The organism is Streptomyces thermospinosisporus, from assembly GCF_039526425.1.
Taxonomy (GTDB): Bacteria; Actinomycetota; Actinomycetes; order Streptomycetales; family Streptomycetaceae; genus Streptomyces; species Streptomyces thermocarboxydovorans.
Genome location: NZ_BAAAIZ010000004.1, coordinates 31,988 through 49,992 on the forward strand (window position 1 = coordinate 31,988; position 18,005 = coordinate 49,992).

The following is an 18,005-nucleotide window of genomic DNA, read 5'->3' on the forward strand; positions in this document are numbered from 1 at the left end:
CGGGGCGGCATGCCACCGCCGGGCCGGAAGCCCAGGCCGCCACGGGCTTCGCGGGGTCGGGATCCCGGGTGGCCGTGGGCCCGCGGGGTCGGAGTCTCGGGCCACTGCGGGCTTCGCGGGGTCGGAGTCTCGGGCCACTGCGGGCTTCGCGGGGTCGGGATCCCGGGTGGCCGTGGGCCCGCGGGGTCGGAGTCTCGGGCCACTGCGGGCTTCGCGGGGTCGGAGTCCCGGACCATTGCGGGCTTTGCCGGGTCACATCCCGGCCCGCAGCGCACCCCGCCGGGCCGGAATCCCGGACCGCCCGGGGCTTCGCGGGGCCCGAATCCGACGCCACCGCAGGCTTCGCGGGGTCAGAATCCCGGGCCGCCCAGCTTGTCCCCGGCCGCGGCCAGCCGTCCCCACAGCAGATCGGCGAGGCTGCGCACCAACTCGGCGCGGGAGCAGGGGCGTTCGCCCAGCCACCAGTCGCCGGCCGCGTGCATCATCCCGACGATCCCGTGGCCCCAGACGCGCGCCAGCTGCTGCGAGTCCGGCCCGAGGTCGACGCGCTCCTCGATCACCTGCGCCAGTTCCTCGCCCATGCGCCGCAGCAGGGGCGCCGAGTGCTTGCCGACGTCGAATCCCTGGTCCCCGGAGGACCCCTCGGCCGGGTGCATCAGGAACCGGTACACCTGCGGCCGCGCCTCGATCGCCGCGAGATAGGTGTCGAGCGTGTTCTCCACCCGCTCCCGCCGGTCGGCCGGGGCGTCCAGCGCGGCGCGCAGCGAGTCGAGCAGGGCGTCGGTGTGCCGCTTGGCCAGTGCCGCGTACAGGCCGCCCTTGTCGCCGAAGTGCCGGTACAGGATGGGCTTGGTGATCCCCGCCTCCGCGGCGATCGCATTCATCGACGCCTGCGGGCCGTCGCGCAGCACCACCCGGTCGGCGGCCTCCAGCAGCTCGCGCCGGCGGCGGTCGGCGGCCCGCTGCTGATCGGTCCGCTGTGTGGTGTCCATGAGCTCTCCCCACCCGTGCTCGGTTCGGTGACGCCTGCGCAAAGTAGCACTGACCTTGTCCGGCCCGTCGAACGGGATGCCGGTCTGTCCTCGGAGGTTGACTTTTCCTACCCACCGGTAACAGACTGCGGTTACCGCAAGTAACACGCATGTGCGCCGCCGCAGGAGGGGACATGGCCGAGTTCACCATGGAGCTCAACGACGAACAGAAGGAGGTGCGGGACTGGCTGCACGGCTTCGCCGCCGATGTCATCCGCCCCGCGGCCGCCGAATGGGACGAGCGTGAGGAGACTCCCTGGCCGGTCATCCAGGAGGCCGCCAAGGTCGGAATCTACTCCCTCGACTTCTACGCGCAGCAGTACTTCGACCCGACCGGTCTCGGCATCCCCATGGCGATGGAGGAGCTCTTCTGGGGCGACGCGGGCATCGCCCTGTCCATCGTGGGCACCGGCCTGGCCGCCGTGGGCGTCCTCGCCAACGGCACCGAGGAGCAGATCGGCACCTGGATCCCCCAGATGTACGGCGACGTCAACGATGTCAAGGTGGCCGCCTTCTGCTCCTCCGAGCCCGACGCCGGCTCCGACGTCGCCTCCATGCGCACCCGCGCCGTCTACGACGAGGCCAAGGACGAGTGGGTGATCAACGGCACCAAGACCTGGGCGACCAACGGCGGCATCGCCAATGTGCACGTGGTGGTCGCGGTCGTCGACCCCGAGCTCGGCTCCAAGGGCCACGCCTCCTTCATCATCCCGCCGAACACCCCCGGCCTGTCCCAGGGCCAGAAGTTCAAGAAGCACGGCATCCGCGCCTCGCACACCGCCGAGGTCATCCTGGACAACGTGCGCGTGCCCGGCTCCTGCCTGCTCGGCGGCAAGGACAAGCTCGACGAGCGGCTCGCCCGCGCCCGGGAGAAGGCGAAGAAGGGCGGCGAGCGCGTGAAGAACGCCGCGATGGCCACCTTCGAGGCGTCCCGCCCGGCGGTCGGCGCGATGGCGGTGGGCACGGCCCGCGCCGCCTACGAGGTGGCCCTGGAGTACGCGCAGACCCGTGAGCAGTTCGGCCGCCCGATCATCGACAACCAGGGCGTCGCCTTCCAGCTCGCCGACATGCGCACCCAGATCGACGCCGCCCGCCTGCTCGTCTGGCGGGCCTCCTGGATGGCGGTCAACGGCAAGCCGTTCACCGCGGCCGAGGGCTCGATGTCCAAGCTCTTCGCCAGCGAGACGGCGAAGAAGGTCACCGCCCAGGCCATCCAGATCCTCGGCGGCAACGGCTACACCCGCGAGTACCCGGTGGAGCGCATGCACCGCGACGCCGCGATCTACACCATCTTCGAGGGCACCAGCGAGATCCAGCGCCTGGTCATCGCCCGCACCCTCTCGGGCATGCCGATCCGCTGACCCGCCCGGCCGAACGGCTCACACACCCCCCACGGGCCGGGACGGCCCCTCCCATCCGCCGGGAGGGGCCGTTCCCGTGGACGTGCTCCGGGCATCCCCCCGGCTGCCGGGTTGCCCACGCCCGGTCCCCGGGCACATCTCATGCGTGAGCGACGCCACGGAGGACGCGATGACACGTACGGCCCGGGAGCTGCTGAAGACGATCGCCGCCGAGCTCGCGCCCGACCCGCGCGCCAACCCGCTGGTGCCGCTGATCGCCTCCGGTGAGGCGGACCGGGAGGTGCTGGCCACGCTCGCCCTGGAGCAGATGCGGGTGATCCCGGCGGACCGGCGCGCCTTCCTCCAGCTGGCCCTGCGCTCCTCGGCCGAGCCGGAGGCGGACGCCTACTTCACCGCACTGGCCGAGGGGGAGGCGATCGCTCAGCGGCGGCTGCCGGCCTTCGCCGCGGCCTGCGGTGCCGACGAGGCCCGCGCCTCGGCGTACACCCCGCTGCCGGGCTGCCAGGCCTACCCCGCCTATGTCGCCTGGCTGGCCCTGAACGCCGCCCCGGCCGACGCGGTGCTGGCGGTCACCGCCAACTTCTCGGCGTGGGGCGGCTACTGCGCGACCATCGCCGGCGCCCTGCGCACCCACTACGGCTTCACCGACGGGGCGTGCGCCTTCTTCGACTTCTTCGCCGAACCGGCCCCGGACCTGGACCGCGCGGCCGAGAACGCCGTCCAGGCGGCCCTGGACACCGGCCGCCTCGACGAGACGCGGGCCCGCTCCTACGGGCGTCTGCTGCAGAGCTACGAGGCACTGTTCTGGCGAACCCTCCAACGGCCCGCCTAGGAGCGCCACCACGGGCTGCGGATCACGGCGTGCGGCCGCTGCTGTGCGCGATGCAGGCCACGTCGATCCGGTCGGCCAGCTTGGCCAGCTCGATGGTGAGCGCGGCCACCGTGTCCTCGTCGAGCCCTTGCTCCCCGGCCTCGACCAGCCGCACCCACCGGCCGCCCACCGTCCGCAGCAGCTTGCTGACATCGGCCGCGGCCACCTGCAGGGTCCCGCGGTCGTCGACGATCAGAGGCAGAGTCACTTCGCGGTTCACAGATCGGATCGTAGCCCCGGAAGCCTCACGCACCCTGCCAAACCGTGGTGATGTTGCAGAACTCCCGGATTCCGTGCCCGGACAGCTCACGCCCGTAGCCGGAGCGCTTCACCCCGCCGAACGGGAACGCCGGGTGAGAGGCCGTCATGCCGTTGAGGAAGACCCCGCCGGCCTCCAGGTCCCGCGCGAACCGGTCGACTTCGGCCTCGTCACGCGTCCAGACGTTCGAACTCAGCCCGAACGGGGTGTCGTTGGCGATCAGCACCGCCTCGTCCAGGTCCGCGGCGCGGTACAGCGTCGCCACCGGGCCGAACGCCTCCTCCCGGTGGATGCGCATCTCCCGGTCGATGCCGGACAGCACCGTCGGCGGGTAGTACCAGCCCGGGCCCTCGGGGCGCTCGCCGCCGCACAGCACCTCCGCTCCGGCGCGCACCGCGTCGTCGACCAGCTCCTCCAGGTCGCGGCGCCCCTGCTCGCTCGCCAGCGGCCCGACCTCGGTCTCCTCCTCCATCGGGTCGCCCACCTTCAGCGCCTTCATACCTGCGGTGAAACGCTCGGCGAAGGCGTCGTAGACGTCCGTGTGCACGATGAAGCGCTTCGCGGCGATGCAGGACTGCCCGTTGTTCTGCACCCGCGCGGTCACCGCGACCTCGGCGGCCCGGTCCAGGTCGGCGGAGGGCATCACGACGTAGGGGTCGCTGCCGCCCAGCTCCAGCACCGTCTTCTTGATCATCTCCCCGGCGGTGGACGCCACCGCCCGCCCGGCCGGCTCGCTGCCGGTGAGGGTGGCCGCCTTGACCCGGTCGTCCCGCAGGATCTCGTCGACCGCGCCGGAGCCGATCAGCAGCGTCTGGAAGCAGCCCTCGGTGAAGCCCGCGCGATGGAACAGGTCCTCCAGGTACAGGGCGGTCTGCGGCACGTTCGAGGCGTGCTTGAGCAGGCCCACGTTGCCCGCCATCAGCGCGGGCGCGGCGAACCGCACCACCTGCCACAGCGGGAAATTCCACGGCATCACCGCGAGCACCGGACCGAGCGGCCGGTAGCGCACCACCACCCGCTTGGCGCCGGAGTCCCGCACGTCGGAGGCGTCGGGCTCCTCATCGGCGAGCAGCCCGGCCGCGCGGTCGGCATACCAGCGCATGGCCTTGGCGCACTTGGCGGCCTCCGCGCGGGCCTGCTTCACCGGCTTGCCCATCTCGGTGGTCATCACCTGTGCGATGCTCTCGTTGTCCTCGTCGAGCAGGCCGGCGGCGCGGCGCAGCAGCGCGGACCGCTCGTCGAAGCTCGTCGTCCGGTACGTACGGAAGGTGGCCTCGGCGAGCTGGAGCCGGCGCTCGATCTCCTCCTCACCCATGGCCTCGTACGTCTTGAGCGTCTCGCCGGTCGCCGGATTCACCGTTGCGATGGGCATCGCGGACCTCCCTGGGGACGGGCTTGTTTCGACCTTCCCGCGCGGCCGGGGGCCGCGCAACGCGGGAGGGCTCTCAGAGCGAGTGCTCCGCCAGGCGGTCGAGAAACGCCGTCTGCGCTTTGACGATCACCTCACGGGCCCGGTCCAGCCCGAACCACGCCACCCGGTCCAGCTCCGGGAACTCCTGCATCCGCCCCGACCGCGGCGGCCACTCCATCTCGAACGTCCCCGGCACGACCGCCGCCGGGTCGACATCCCCCTCCACGGCCCACGCCGTCACCACCTTGCCGCCGGACTGGCGCACCTCGCCCAGCGGGATCGCCTCCCCGTCCGGCGGGGGCAGGCCCAGCTCCTCCTCGAACTCCCTGCGGGCCGCCTCCCAGGCCGGCTCGTCCGGGTCGTACTCGCCCTTGATCACGGTCCAGGCGCCGGCCTCCCGGCGGGCGAAGAACGGGCCGCCCATGTGACCGAGCAGCACCTCAATGCCCTCACCGGTGCGCCGGAACACCAGCAGGCCGGCGCTGCGGGCGCCGGTCACGGCCGCACCTGCGGATGCGCGGCGAGCACCGTCTCCACCGTGTCCGCCTCCTCCGGGCGCTTGTCCTCGCGGTAGCGGACCACGCGCGCGAAGCGCAGGGTGACACCGGCCGGGTAGCGGGTGGAGCGCTGCAGGCCGTCGTAGGCGATCTCCACGACGAGTTCGGGGCGCACGGTGACCACGTACCCGTTCTCCTCGACGGCCAGCTCGCGCAGCCGTTCGGTCTGCCAGGCCAGCATCTTGTCGGTCATGCCCTTGAAGGTCTTGCCGAGCATCGCGTAGCCGCCGTCGGCGGTGCGGGCGCCCAGGTGCAGATTGGACAGCTTGCCGGTGCGGCGGCCGTGGCCCCACTCGGCGGCCAGCACCACCAGGTCCAGCGTGTGCACGGGCTTGACCTTCAGCCAGGAGGCGCCGCGCCGGCCCGCGCTGTAGGGGGCGTCCAGGCTCTTGACCACCACGCCCTCGTGGCCGCGCTCCAGGGTCTCGGCGAGGAAGGTCTCCGCGGTCGCCACGTCGTCCGGTCCGGACACCACCGTGCGCCGCACCCGCATAGGCTCCGGCACCAGCCGGGCCAGCTCGGCGTGCCGCTCGGTGAACGGCAGGTCCAGCAGGTCGCGGCCGTCGACGCTCAGCGCGTCGAAGAAGACGGGGGAGACGGGCACCTCGCGGGCGACGGTGGCCACGTCCACCCGCGAGCCGACCCGTCCCGCGGTCTCCTGGAACGAGCGGGGGCGGCCGTCGGCGTCGAAGGAGATGACCTCGCCGTCCAGGATGAACCGCTCGCCCGGCAACTCCCGTGCCACCCGGGTCACTTCCGGCAGGCGGTCCGTGATGTCGTCCAGGGTCCGGGTGTGCACCCGCACGGTGTCGCCGTCGCGGTGCACCTGCACCCGGATGCCGTCCAGCTTCTCCTCCACCACACAGGCGCCCAGCTTCTCCACCGCCTCCGCCACCGAGGAGGCGCTGTGCGCCAGCATCGGCAGCACCGGCCGCCCGACCGTGAGCCGGAACCGCTCCAGCGCTTCAGGCCCCTGCGACAGCAGCGCTTCCGCCACCGTCTGCAGCGAACCCGCCAGCATCACCGCCCGCCGCACGGCATCAGGAGGTGCCTCCGTAGCCCGGGCCAGCCCTTCCACCGCGACCGCGTCCAGCGCACCCTGCCGCACCTCCCCGGTGATCAGCCCGAACAGGAAGCGCTGCTCCTCCTCGGTCGCCGCCCCCATCAACTCCCCGACCAGCCGGGCCCGCTCGGCCTGCGACCCCGGCCCCGACACCTTCCCCAGCGCCCCGAGCAGCGCGTCGACCTCACGCACGGTCAGCGCCGGCTCGGCGGCCGGGGGCACCGGTCGGCTCAGCACCTTCCACCCCACGCCGAGCCGCCCCTGCGGCAGCCTGCCCGCGAGATACGGGATGACGATGCGCGCGTCCTCCGGCTCCGCCTCACGGAACAGCTCGGCGAGCAGAGCGATCTTGTGGGACCGCGCAGAGGTGGCAGCGACCTCCTGGGACACACCGGCCAGCCGGGACAGCAGCATGCAGCCATGGTGCAACGGAGGCGTGGGCTCCACACCCGGGCGGTGCCCCCGGATTCGGCCCGCTGTCCGGCCTGGCCTGCTCTCCGGCGGCCTCGGTCCGGTTCCCGGCGGCGGGGTCTACCCGGCCACGGCGTCCAGCTCGCTCATCAGCAGGTCGCCCACGATCGCCGTGGCGGCCCGGTAGCCGCCGCTCGCTGCGTGGATCACCTGCTCGGAGAAGCCGATGGCGTTGCCCGCCGCCCAGACTCCCGGCACCGATGTCAGGCCGGTGGCGTCGACCACCGGGTATGTGCCGAACGGGGTTTCGTCCATCTGCGCGCCCAGCCGCTTCAGCAGGGCCGTCCGGGGCACGGGGCGCGGGGCGACGTAGAGGACGGAGCGGGCGTGGAAGGAGCCGTCGGCGAGCCGGACGCCGGTGAGCCGGTCGTTCTCGATCACCAGTTCGGTGACCTCGCCGGGCACCAGCTTCACGCCGGCGGCGGACAGCCGGCGCCGGTCCTGGTCGGTCAGTTCCTCCTCGGCGACCGTGTGCAGGAAGAACGTCACGTCCTTGGACCACTGGGACACCATGAGTGCCTGGTGCACGCTCGCCGCGCCGGACGCCAGCACGCCGAACGGCTCGTCCCGCACCTCCCAGCCGTGGCAGAACGGGCAGTGCAGCACGTCCCGGCCGAACCGTTCGGCGACACCGGGGACACCGGGCAGCTCGTCCCGCAGCCCCGTGGCGACGACCAGGCGCCGGGCGCGCACCTCGCGCCCGTCCTCCAGGGAGACGGCGAAGTCCTCGCCCCGCGCCACGTCCGTCACCCGGCCCCGCACCAGCTCGACCCCGTATCGTGCGATCTCCTCCCGGCCCACCGCGAGGAACCCGGCCGGGGCCATGCCGTCCCGCGACAGATAGCCCTGCATGTGCGAGGAGGGCGCGTTGCGCGGCTCCCCGGCGTCCACCACCAGCGTCCGGCGCCGGGCCCGGCCCAGCACCAGCGCGGCGGACAGCCCGGCCGCGCCGCCTCCGACGACGACCACGTCGTACCGCCCGCCGGCGTGCCCCTTCGGTCCCTTGCCGATCAATCCCCTGTCGGTCGGTCCCTTGCTGTTGGTCATGCCGACCACCTCCACGCCCTACGGTCGCCCGGCACCTGCCGTGTTGACAAACATCTTTGCCGAAACTGCAATGTCCGGCATGACGACGACGGACGAGACGGACGACGTTCTCGCGAACGTGGGTCCCCGGCTGCGCCGGATCCGCAAGGAGCGGGAGGTGACCCTGGCCGCGCTGTCCGAGGCGACCGGGATCTCCGTGAGCACCCTGTCGCGGCTGGAGTCCGGGCGGCGCAGGCCCAGCCTGGAGCTGCTGCTGCCGATCGCGCGGGCGCACCAGGTGGCGCTGGACGAACTGGTCGGCGCGCCCCCGGTGGGGGATCCGCGGGTGCGGACCAAGCCGCTGGTGCGGCACGGGCGCACCTACTGGCCGCTCACCCGGCAGCCAGGAGGGCTCCAGGCCTTCAAGGTGCTGGTGCCGCGGAGCACCGAGGAGCCCGAGCCGCGCGCGCACGAGGGCTACGAGTGGCTGTACGTGCTGTCCGGGCGGCTGCGGGTGGTGCTCGGCGAGCACGACGTGGTGATGACCGCGGGCGAGGCCGCGGAGTTCGACACGCGTGTGCCGCACTGGTTCGGGTCGACGGGGGAGGGGCCGGTGGAGTTCCTCAGCCTCTTCGGCCCGCAGGGCGAGCGGATGCATGTGCGGGCGCGGCCGAAACCGGCGTGACCTCGCGGGCGGAATCGGCGTGACCTCGCGGCCGGGGCCCGCCTGATCCGCCGACCCGCGAAGCCCGGCCGGCTGCCGAAGATGCCGCGGGCTGTTCCCTCATAGGCAAGCGACCGCTTAGTATGCCAACCGACCCGGTCCGACGAAGCAGTCCCCCGTGGAGGCCCGCATGCAGGCATGGCAAGTGCACGAGAACGGTGAGCCGGGTGAGGTGATGCGGCTCGCGGACGTGGAGCAGCCGGTCCCCGGCGAGGGGCAGGTCCTGCTGAAGGTGCGCGCCGCCAACATCAACTTCCCCGACGCGCTGATGTGCCGGGGCCTCTACCAGGTCAGGCCGCCCCTGCCGTTCACCCCGGGCGTGGAGATCTGCGGCGAGACCGAGGACGGCCGCCGTGTGATCGCCAACCCGGCCCTGCCCCACGGCGGCTTCGCCGAGTACGCCGTCGCCGACGCCAGGGCACTGCTGCCCGCACCCGAGGCGCTGGACGACGCCGAGGCGGCGGCCCTGCACATCGGCTACCAGACCGGCTGGTTCGGCCTGCACCGGCGGGCCCGGCTCGAGGCCGGGGAGACGCTGCTCGTCCACGCCGCGGCCGGCGGCGTCGGAAGCGCGGCCGTGCAGCTCGGCAAGGCGGCCGGCGCCACCGTCATCGGCGTCGTCGGCGGGGCCCGGAAGGCCGAAGTCGCCCGCGAGCTGGGCTGCGACGTGGTGATCGACCGGCGCGAGCAGGACGTGGTGGCCGCCGTGAAGGAGGCCACCGGGGGCCGCGGCGCCGACGTGATCTACGACCCGGTGGGCGGCCAGGCCTACGCCCAGTCCGCCAAGACCGTCGCCTTCGAGGGGCGGATCGTGGTCGTGGGCTTCGCCAGCGGCGAGATCCCCAGCCCCGCGCTCAACCACGCCCTGGTGAAGAACTACTCGATCCTCGGCCTGCACTGGGGCCTGTACAACACCAAGAACCCGAAGCTGGTCCAGCACTGCCACGAGCAGCTCGTCGAACTGGCCGCACGCGGCGCCGTCAAGCCGCTGGTGAGCGAGCGCGTCCCGCTCGCGGCCGCCGCCGACGCCGTCCAGCGCGTCGCCGACGGAGCCACCACCGGCCGCGTCACCGTGCTGCCCTCGCTGGAGAACGGAGCCGCAGCATGACCGACGCCGCCGAACTGCGCCGCCGCACCCAGGAGTTCCTGGCGGCGCACCCGCCCGCCGCCACCGACCGCCTCGACTTCCTGCGCGCCCGCTTCGACGCCGGACTCGCCTGGGTGCACTTCCCCGAAGGCCTCGGCGGCCTCGGCGCCCCCCGCGCGCTCCAGGCCGTCGTGGACGCCGAACTGGAGGCCGCCGGGGCACCCGACAACGACCCCCGCCGCATCGGCATCGGCCTCGGCATGGCCGCGCCGACCATCCTCCAGTACGGCACCGAGGAGCAGAAGCGCCGCTTCCTGAAGCCGCTGTGGACCGGGGAGGAGGTCTGGTGCCAGCTGTTCAGCGAACCCGGCGCCGGATCCGACCTGGCCGCCCTCGGCACCCGCGCCGTCCGCGAGGGCGACGAGTGGGTGGTCAACGGGCAGAAGGTGTGGACGTCCAGCGCCCATGCCGCCCGCTGGGCCATCCTCATCGCCCGCACGGACCCGGACGTGCCCAAGCACAAGGGCATCACCTACTTCCTGTGCGACATGACCGACCCCGGCGTCGAGGTGCGCCCGCTGCGCCAGATCACCGGCGAGGCCGAGTTCAACGAGGTCTTCCTCACCGACGTCCGCATCCCCGACTCGCGCCGCCTCGGCGAGGTCGGTGACGGCTGGCGCGTCGCGCAGACCACGCTGAACAACGAGCGCGTCGCCATCGGCGGCATGCGGCTGCCCCGCGAGGGCGGCATGATCGGCCCCGTCGCGAAGACCTGGCGGGAACGCCCCGAGCTGCGCACCCACGAGCTGCACCAGCGGCTGCTCAAGCTCTGGGTGGACGCCGAGGTCGCCCGCCTCACCGGCGAACGCCTGCGCCAGCAGCTCGTCGCCGGACAGCCCGGACCCGAGGGCGCCGGGATGAAGCTCGGCTTCGCCCGCCTCAACCAGGAGATCAGCGGACTGGAGGTGGAACTGCTCGGCGCCGAGGGCCTGTTGTACGACGACTGGACCATGCGCCGCCCCGAGCAGGTCGACTTCACCGGCCGCGAGGCCGGCTACCGCTACCTGCGCGCCAAGGGCAACAGCATCGAGGGCGGGACCAGCGAGGTCCTGCTGAACATCGTCGCCGAGCGCGTGCTGGGCCTGCCGGCCGAGCCGCGCACCGACAAGGACGTCGCCTGGAAGGACCTCGCCCGATGAGCACACAGCCGGACCTTCTGTACTCGGAGGAGGAAGAGGCGCTGCGCGGCGCCGTCCGTGACCTGCTCACGGACCACTGCGACGCGGCGGGCGTGCTCGCCCGCGCCGAGACGGACACCCCGCACGACCTGTCGCTGTGGAAGGCGCTCGCCGACGGCATGGGCCTCGCCGGGCTGCTCGTCCCCGAGGACCGGGGCGGCCAGGGCGCCACCCACCGGGAGGCCGCCGTCGTCCTGGAGGAGCTCGGCCGCGCCGTCGCCCCCGTGCCGTACCTCACCAGCGCGGTCGTGGCCACCGAGGCGCTGCTCGCCTGCGACGGGGACTCCGGGGGGCAGGAACTCCTCGGCGATCTGGCCTCCGCGCGGAAGATCGGAGCGCTCGCCGTCGGGCTGCACACCGCCGCGGGCGGCGCCTTCCCGGCCGTCCGGGCGGAGAACGGCGCGCTGAGCGGCACGGTGACCGGCGTCGCGGACGCCGCCGTCGCCGACGTGCTGCTGGTCCCGGCGGACGACGGCGGGCTGTACGCGGTGGACGCCGACGCGGCCACGATCACCCCGCAGACGTCCCTGGACCTCACCCGCCCCCTCGCCGAGGTGCGGCTCGACGCCGCCCCCGGCCGCCGGATCGGCGACGCGGAACCCGCGATACGACGCGCCCTGCGCGCCGGTGCCGGACTGCTGGCCTCCGAACAACTGGGGCTCGCCGACTGGACGTTGTCCGAGACCGTGCGCTACCTGAAGGACCGCAAGCAGTTCAACCGCCCGGTCGGCGGCTTCCAGGCGCTCAAGCACCGGCTCGCCCAGCTGTGGCTGGAGGTCGTCAACCTCCGCGCCGCCGCCCTCGCCGCCGCCGACGCCCTGGCGACCGGCGCGGACACCGATGTCTCGGTCGCCGTGGCGCAGGCCTACGCGGCGCCCGTCGCCGTCCACGCGGCCGAGGAGGCCCTGCAACTGCACGGCGGCATCGGTATGACCTGGGAACACCCGGTCCACCTCTACCTCAAGCGCGCCAAGGCCGACTCGATCGCCTACGGCACCGCGGGCGCGCACCGCGCGGCCCTGGCCGAACTGGTCGACCTGCGGGCGCCCTGACCCGCGAGCACACGCGGAGAGAGCCGGAGCCCGTCCCCGCCGGGGGGCGGGCTCCGCCCTGTTCCCGTTGTGCGGTCTCTGCCCTGTTCCTGTTGTGCGGTCTCTGCCCTGTTCCTGTTGTGCGGTCCCTGCGCCGGTGAGGTGAACACCCGGCGGCGGACCGGCCAACTCCGTGCACGGCTCTGCTGTTTGGCACCCGACGGCCCGCATACTCCTTGGGGTCCCGCAGGCCCTTCCAGGGAGGCAGAGCATGGCCCTCACCACCCGCCGCAGAGCCCTCACCACCCTCGGCGCCGCCCTCGCCGGTTCCTTCGCACTGCCCGCCACCCAGGCGCTCGCCGGTGAACAGCGCCACCGGCCACGGCCGTTGTGGCGCGCCCACGCCCACAACGACTACGAGCATCCCCGTCCCCTCCTCGACGCCCTCGACCACCGCTTCGGCAGCGTCGAGGCCGACATCTTCCTGGTCGGCGACCAACTCCTCGTCGCCCACGACCCCGTGGACCTCGACCCGTCCCGCACCCTGGAGTCCCTGTACCTCAAGCCCCTGGCCGCCCGGGTGCGCGCCAACCGCGGCACGGTCCACCGAGGACACCACCGGCCGCTCCAGCTGCTCATCGACATCAAGACCGAGGGCTCGTCCACCTACCTCGAACTGGACCGCCAACTGCGCCGCTACCGGCACCTGTTCACCACGTATGTGCACGGCCGGGTGCTGCCCGGACCGGTCACCGCCGTCATCTCCGGCGACCGCGCCGCCCGGCTGCCGATGGAGGCGCAGCGGGTGCGGCGGGCCTTCTACGACGGCCGGCTCGCCGACCTCGGCGGCCCGGCACCGGCTTCCTTCATGCCGTTGATCAGCGACAACTGGTCACTGCACTTCACCTGGCTCGGGTCCGGCGCCTTCCCGGAGGCCGAGCGGGCGAAGCTGCGGCAGATCGTGCGCACCGCCCACGCGCGCGGCCAGAAGGTGCGCTTCTGGGCCACCCCGGACCTGCCGGGCCCCGAGCGCGAGGCGGTGTGGCGTGAACTGGTCGCCGCGGACGCCGACTTCCTCAACACCGACGACCTGGCGGGCCTGGAATCCTTCCTGGACTCCTACCGTCCGGCATAGCGCCGGCGCAGACACCACACGTTCGGAGGACACCTCAGCTGCCCGGACGAACCCTCCGCTACGCCACACTTGCGGCCGAACGCCGCGAAGCGGACGTGGCGGAGGAGGTAGACGATGGCGATTTCCATCTCTGTGGTGCTGCTGCTCGGGATCCTGGCGGTGATCTTCCTGCGCAACGGCGGGCTGAAGTTCTCCCACGCCCTGGTGTGTCTGCTGCTCGGCTTCTACCTGGCCAGCACGAGCATCGCCCCCACCATCCACAGCGGCCTCACGGCGACGGCGGACATCGTCAGCAACCTGCGGCCGTAGACCCGCGGCCGGTGGCGGCTTGCGGTCGTGGAACCGCGTGGGCGCGAGGGGTGGGCGGCAGCTTGCCGCTGTGGATCCGGCGTGGAGGGCCGGGGGTCGGCGGCAGCGTGCGGTCGTGGACCCGCGTGGGGGCGCCAGGGCCGGCGGCGGCCTGCAACCTGGATCCGCGTGGGGCGCCGGGGTCGGCGGCGGCCTGCGACCTGGATCCGCGTGGGGCGCCGGGGTCGGCGGCAGGTTGGGGCCGTGGATCCGCGTGGGGCGTCGGGGGCGCCGAGGGTCTGCGGCCATCGCTCCTCGTCGGGCGCCGGGAGCGGCAGCTTGCGGTCGTGGACCCGTGCAGGGCAGGTGGGTGGGCCGGGTGTCAGGCGAGTTCGGACACGGCGGCCGGGTCGTCCAGCACGCCCCGCACCACCGAGTGCGCCGCGCCGAGCAGTGGTCCCTCCGGGCCCAGCGAGGAGACCGTGACGGGGCAGGCCGGCCCGGCCGTCCGGCGGGCCAGCTCCGAGCGCAGCGACGGCAGCAGCCAGGGGGCCAGGCCCGCCAGCGCGCCGCCCAGCACCACGCTCTGAGGGTCGAGCAGATTCACCGCGCCGGTCAGCGCGATGCCGAGCGCGGTCCCCGCGTCGCGCAGGGCGTCCCGCACGGCCCGGTCGCCCTGTTCGGCGCGGGCCGCGAGCAGGCCCACGCGGTCCTCGCCGGGCTCCAGGCCCGCCGCGCGCAGCACCGCCTCCTCACCGGCGTACTGCTCCAGACAGCCGCGGCCCCCGCAGGGGCAGGCGGGGCCGTCCGGGTGCACCGGCACATGGCCCAGCTCGCCCGCGAAGCCGCGGTTGCCGTACAGCAGCCGCCCGTCGACGACCACGGCCGCGCCGATGCCGATCTCCGCCGACACATGGAGGAAGTCGCGCGGGGCCTCCTTGCCGAGCCAGAGCTCGGCCAGCGCGCCGAAGTTGGCCTCGTTGCCCACGGTCAGCGGCCACCGCGCCGGGAGCAGGGCGGCGAGGTCGGTGTCCTGCCAGCCGAGGTTGGGTGCGCGGACCACCGTCCGGGCGTCCCGCGCCACCAGACCGGGCACGGCCACGGCCAGCCCCGCCGGCCACAGGCCCGCGCCGTCCGCCTCGGTGACGACCTGGTCGATCAGTTCCCTCAGCTCCGCGATCACGGGCTCGGGCGCCCGGTCCCGGTTCGCCGTCTGCCGCACCGCCCGCGCCCGGACCTCGCCGCGCAGGTCCATCGCGCAGACGGCGAGATGGTCGACCCCCACCTCGGCGCCGATGCCCGCCGGACCGTGCCCGCTCACCGCGAGCGCAGAGCCGGGCCGGCCCACCCTGCGGGGCCGCTCCGGACCCAGCTCCTCGAGCAGGCCGGAGCGGATCAGCTCGTCCACCAGGGTGGACACCGCGGCGCGGGTCAGACCGATGCGTGAGGCGACGGCGGCCCGGGACAGCGGCCCCTCGGCGCTGACGGTGTGCATCACCCGCGCCAGGTTGCGGCGGCGCATCCCCTGCTGGGTGTCGGGCAGCGCCCGCCCCGGACCGGCCGCGGGTCGTGCGTGGTGCAGCGGTGCGCTCATGCCTCCGTCAGTCCTCGGTCAGTGGCGCCCCGGTGGGGCAGCCGCGCGGTCCCGCCCGCGCCGCTCCCGTCCACCGGCGGAGCGGCCGGGCCGGCCCGCGCCGTCAGTCCGTGCCCGCCGCGCGATCCAGCAGCGGCGCCGCGTCGGAGCGTACCCCGGCGATCCGGGCCAGCGTCTCCTCGTCCCGCTCCACGGGCTCCAGCACCGGCCCCACCGCCGTGTTCCAGCGCCGGGCGACCGCCGCCGGGTCCTCCCCGGTCAGCAGCCCGGCCGCCTGGGCCGCGGCGCCGAGCGCCACCAGCTCCTTCGCCTCCGGCACCTGGACGGGACGCCCCGACAGCCGCCGCACGGTCTCCTGCCAGGCCCTGCCGCGCGCCCCGCCGCCGATCAGCAGCAGCGGAGCCGACGGGTCGGCGTCCTCGTCGAGCACGAGATCGAGCGCGTCCAGCAGCGAGTGCACGGCGCCGTCGTAGGCAGCCTGGAGCAGCTGCCCGCCGGTGGTGTCGTGGCGCAGCCCGTACAGCAGGCCGGAGGCGTGCGGGAGGTTCGGGGTCCGCTCGCCGTCGAGGAACGGCAGCAGGGTGACCCCGCCTCCCGGCTCGACCGCCTCACGGTCCAGGCCCAGCAGCGCCGCGACGCGGTCCACGGCGAGTGTGCAGTTGAGCGTGCAGGCCAGCGGCAGCCAGTCGCTGCGGGCGTCGGCGAAACCGGCCACCGTCCCGCTGGGGTCGGCGGGCCGCCGGCGCGACACGGCGTAGACCGTGCCCGAGGTGCCGAGGCTCATCACCGGCATGCCCGGCCGCAGACCCAGGCCCAGGGCCGCCGCGGCGTTGTCGCCGGTGCCGCACGCCACCAGGGTGCCCCTGGAGAACGGCAGGTCGTGGCTGCCGCGGACGGTGCCCGCCACCTCGCCGGAGCGCACCAGCCGGGGCAGCATCGCCGGGTCGAGGCCCACGTGGGCGAGGATCTCCTCGTCGTACGTCTCGGTCGCCGAGGCCCACCAGCCGGTGCCGGAGGCGTCGCCCCGGTCGGTGGTGCCCTGACCGGTGAGGCGCTCGGTCAGATAGTCGTGGGGGAGCCGCACCGCCCGCGTGGCGCGGACCGACTCCGGCTCGTGCTCGGCCAGCCAGGCCCACTTGGTGACCGTGAAGGAGGCGGTGGGGACGCTGCCGGTGCGCTGGGCCCAGAACTTCGCGCCGCCCAGTTCCTCGACGAGGCGGCGGGCCTGGGGCGCCGAGCGTACGTCGTTCCACAGCAGCGCCGGACGCACCGGCTCGCCGTGCTCGTCCAGGGTGACCAGGCCGTGCTGCTGCCCGCCGACGGACACCGCGGCCGCCTCGTGCGCCGGCTCGCCGCACTGCCGCAGCGCCGCGCACAGCGCCTCCCACCACTGGCGCGGATCGCTCTCCCGGCCCGCGCCCGAGGTCACCGTGTGCGGCGCCTGACCGCTCGCGACCACCCTGCCGGTGGCCACGTCGACGACCAGCGCCTTGGTGGACTGGGTGGACGTATCCACGCCGACGACGAGCGGACCCTCGGCTGCTGACATCGGACTCTCCCTCTTCCGGGCTCGGTCGGGACGCGTCACGGACGGACAGGGAACACCTTGTGACTTCCCAGGAGTGCGCCCGCATACTAATTTGTAAATCGCCATGACGAAATAGCCTCAGCGACCAAGGAGCCGCGGCATGAGCCTCCAGCCCACCCCCGAGGACAAATTCACCTTCGGCCTGTGGACCGTCGGCTGGCAGGGACGGGACCCCTTCGGCGACGCCACCCGGCGCGCCCTCGACCCCGCCGAGACGGTGCGGCGCCTGGCCGAGCTGGGCGCCTACGGGGTCACCTTCCACGACGACGACCTGATCCCCTTCGGCTCGAGCGACAGCGAGCGCGAGGAGCACATCAAGCGGTTCCGGCAGGCGCTGGACGCCACCGGCATGAAGGTGCCGATGGCCACCACCAACCTCTTCACCCACCCGGTGTTCAAGGACGGCGCCTTCACCGCCAACGACCGCGACGTGCGCCGCTACGCGCTGCGCAAGACCATCCGCAACATCGACCTCGCGGTCGAGCTGGGCGCACAGGTGTACGTCGCCTGGGGCGGGCGCGAGGGCGCCGAGTCCGGCGCGGCCAAGGACGTCCGGGTGGCCCTGGACCGGATGAAGGAGGCCTTCGACCTCCTCGGCGAGTACGTCACCTCCCAGGGCTACGACCTGCGCTTCGCCATCGAGCCCAAGCCGAACGAGCCGCGCGGCGACATCCTGCTGCCCACCGTCGGGCACGCGCTGGCGTTCATCGAGCGCCTGGAACGGCCGGAGCTGTACGGCGTGAACCCGGAGGTCGGCCACGAGCAGATGGCCGGGCTGAACTTCCCGCACGGCATCGCCCAGGCGCTGTGGGCGGGCAAGCTCTTCCACATCGACCTCAACGGCCAGTCGGGCATCAAGTACGACCAGGACCTGCGCTTCGGCGCGGGCGACGTGCGGTCCGCCTTCTGGCTGGTGGACCTGCTGGAGTCGGCCGGCTACACCGGCCCCCGCCACTTCGACTTCAAGCCGCCGCGCACCGAGGACCTGGACGGCGTGTGGGCCTCGGCCGCCGGCTGCATGCGCAACTACCTCATCCTCAAGGAGCGCGCGGCGGCCTTCCGGGCCGACCCGGAGGTGCAGGAGGCGCTGCGCGCGGCCCGGCTGGACGAGCTGGCCCGGCCGACGGCCGCGGACGGGCTCCAGGCCCTGCTGGAGGACCGGTCGGCCTTCGAGGAGTTCGACGTGGAGGCCGCGGCGGCCCGCGGGATGGCCTTCGAGCGGCTCGACCAGCTGGCCATGGACCACCTGCTGGGCGCCCGCGGCTGAGCG

At 73.6% G+C, this 18,005-nt stretch carries 17 protein-coding genes; 9 read left to right on the plus strand and 8 right to left on the minus strand.

The window, feature by feature from the left end; genetic code table 11:
- Positions 1 to 350: 350 nt before the first annotated feature.
- Positions 351 to 992, minus strand: coding sequence for a TetR/AcrR family transcriptional regulator (locus tag ABD207_RS01670; protein ID WP_344005167.1), 642 nt, complete (start codon positions 990 to 992; stop codon positions 351 to 353).
- 173 nt (positions 993 to 1,165) lie between these two features.
- On the opposite strand from ABD207_RS01670, the gene ABD207_RS01675 reads away from it, so the two are divergent.
- Together ABD207_RS01675 and ABD207_RS01680 are read left to right on the plus strand one after the other, a co-directional pair.
- Complete coding sequence (locus ABD207_RS01675) at positions 1,166 to 2,392, plus strand: acyl-CoA dehydrogenase family protein (RefSeq protein ID WP_344009411.1); 1,227 nt, start codon at positions 1,166 to 1,168, stop codon at positions 2,390 to 2,392.
- Between the two features lie 169 nt (positions 2,393 to 2,561).
- Positions 2,562 to 3,224 carry a TenA family protein gene (locus ABD207_RS01680; protein WP_344009573.1) on the plus strand — a complete coding sequence of 221 codons (663 nt, stop codon included), beginning with the start codon at positions 2,562 to 2,564 and terminating at the stop codon, positions 3,222 to 3,224.
- A 22-nt stretch (positions 3,225 to 3,246) separates the two neighbouring features.
- Here ABD207_RS01680 and ABD207_RS01685 read toward each other — a convergent pair whose 3' ends face one another.
- From ABD207_RS01685 to ABD207_RS01705, 5 genes are all read right to left on the minus strand, one after another.
- Positions 3,247 to 3,483, minus strand: a complete 237-nt coding sequence (locus ABD207_RS01685) for a DUF6213 family protein (RefSeq protein WP_344005176.1) — start codon at positions 3,481 to 3,483, stop codon at positions 3,247 to 3,249.
- Positions 3,484 to 3,508: 25 nt separating this feature from the next.
- Positions 3,509 to 4,894: an NADP-dependent succinic semialdehyde dehydrogenase gene (locus ABD207_RS01690; RefSeq protein ID WP_344009413.1), complete on the minus strand. Its 1,386-nt coding sequence runs from the start codon at positions 4,892 to 4,894 to the stop codon at positions 3,509 to 3,511.
- A 73-nt stretch (positions 4,895 to 4,967) separates the two neighbouring features.
- Complete coding sequence (locus ABD207_RS01695) at positions 4,968 to 5,432, minus strand: NUDIX hydrolase (RefSeq protein ID WP_344009415.1); 465 nt, start codon at positions 5,430 to 5,432, stop codon at positions 4,968 to 4,970.
- Positions 5,429 to 6,967 carry an ATP-dependent DNA ligase gene (locus tag ABD207_RS01700; protein WP_344009417.1) on the minus strand — a complete coding sequence of 513 codons (1,539 nt, stop codon included), beginning with the start codon at positions 6,965 to 6,967 and terminating at the stop codon, positions 5,429 to 5,431. The genes ABD207_RS01695 and ABD207_RS01700 overlap by 4 nt, the downstream gene beginning before the upstream one ends.
- 117 nt (positions 6,968 to 7,084) lie before the next feature.
- Positions 7,085 to 8,071 carry an NAD(P)/FAD-dependent oxidoreductase gene (locus tag ABD207_RS01705; RefSeq protein ID WP_344009419.1) on the minus strand — a complete coding sequence of 329 codons (987 nt, stop codon included), beginning with the start codon at positions 8,069 to 8,071 and terminating at the stop codon, positions 7,085 to 7,087.
- Positions 8,072 to 8,150: 79 nt separating this feature from the next.
- Here ABD207_RS01705 and ABD207_RS01710 point away from each other — a divergent pair, with 79 nt between their 5' ends.
- The 6 genes from ABD207_RS01710 to ABD207_RS01735 all read left to right on the plus strand — a co-directional run bounded on the left by ABD207_RS01710 (position 8,151) and on the right by ABD207_RS01735 (position 13,574).
- Entirely contained in the window at positions 8,151 to 8,735 is a 585-nt protein-coding gene (locus ABD207_RS01710) for a helix-turn-helix domain-containing protein (protein ID WP_344009421.1), read from the plus strand.
- A 169-nt stretch (positions 8,736 to 8,904) separates the two neighbouring features.
- Positions 8,905 to 9,882, plus strand: a complete 978-nt coding sequence (locus ABD207_RS01715) for an NADPH:quinone oxidoreductase family protein (RefSeq protein ID WP_344009423.1) — start codon at positions 8,905 to 8,907, stop codon at positions 9,880 to 9,882.
- On the plus strand, positions 9,879 to 11,060 hold the full coding sequence (locus ABD207_RS01720) for an acyl-CoA dehydrogenase family protein (RefSeq protein ID WP_344009425.1): 1,182 nt from the start codon (positions 9,879 to 9,881) through the stop codon (positions 11,058 to 11,060). Before ABD207_RS01715 ends, ABD207_RS01720 begins: the two co-directional genes overlap by 4 nt.
- A complete protein-coding gene (locus ABD207_RS01725; protein ID WP_344009427.1) occupies positions 11,057 to 12,151 on the plus strand; it encodes an acyl-CoA dehydrogenase family protein in 1,095 nt (364 codons plus the stop codon). Before ABD207_RS01720 ends, ABD207_RS01725 begins: the two co-directional genes overlap by 4 nt.
- Before the next feature lie 250 nt (positions 12,152 to 12,401).
- Entirely contained in the window at positions 12,402 to 13,265 is an 864-nt protein-coding gene (locus tag ABD207_RS01730; RefSeq protein ID WP_344009429.1) for a phosphatidylinositol-specific phospholipase C/glycerophosphodiester phosphodiesterase family protein, read from the plus strand.
- Positions 13,266 to 13,379: 114 nt separating this feature from the next.
- Positions 13,380 to 13,574 carry a hypothetical protein gene (locus tag ABD207_RS01735; protein WP_344009432.1) on the plus strand — a complete coding sequence of 65 codons (195 nt, stop codon included), beginning with the start codon at positions 13,380 to 13,382 and terminating at the stop codon, positions 13,572 to 13,574.
- Positions 13,575 to 13,935: 361 nt separating this feature from the next.
- Here ABD207_RS01735 and ABD207_RS01740 read toward each other — a convergent pair whose 3' ends face one another.
- Both ABD207_RS01740 and xylB read right to left on the minus strand, forming a co-directional pair.
- Positions 13,936 to 15,147: an ROK family protein gene (locus ABD207_RS01740; RefSeq protein WP_344009434.1), complete on the minus strand. Its 1,212-nt coding sequence runs from the start codon at positions 15,145 to 15,147 to the stop codon at positions 13,936 to 13,938.
- A 103-nt stretch (positions 15,148 to 15,250) separates the two neighbouring features.
- Entirely contained in the window at positions 15,251 to 16,696 is a 1,446-nt protein-coding gene (gene xylB, locus ABD207_RS01745; RefSeq protein WP_344009436.1) for a xylulokinase, read from the minus strand.
- Positions 16,697 to 16,835: 139 nt separating this feature from the next.
- On the opposite strand from xylB, the gene xylA reads away from it, so the two are divergent.
- Positions 16,836 to 18,002 carry a xylose isomerase gene (xylA, locus tag ABD207_RS01750; RefSeq protein ID WP_344009438.1) on the plus strand — a complete coding sequence of 389 codons (1,167 nt, stop codon included), beginning with the start codon at positions 16,836 to 16,838 and terminating at the stop codon, positions 18,000 to 18,002.
- Positions 18,003 to 18,005: the final 3 nt, after the last annotated feature.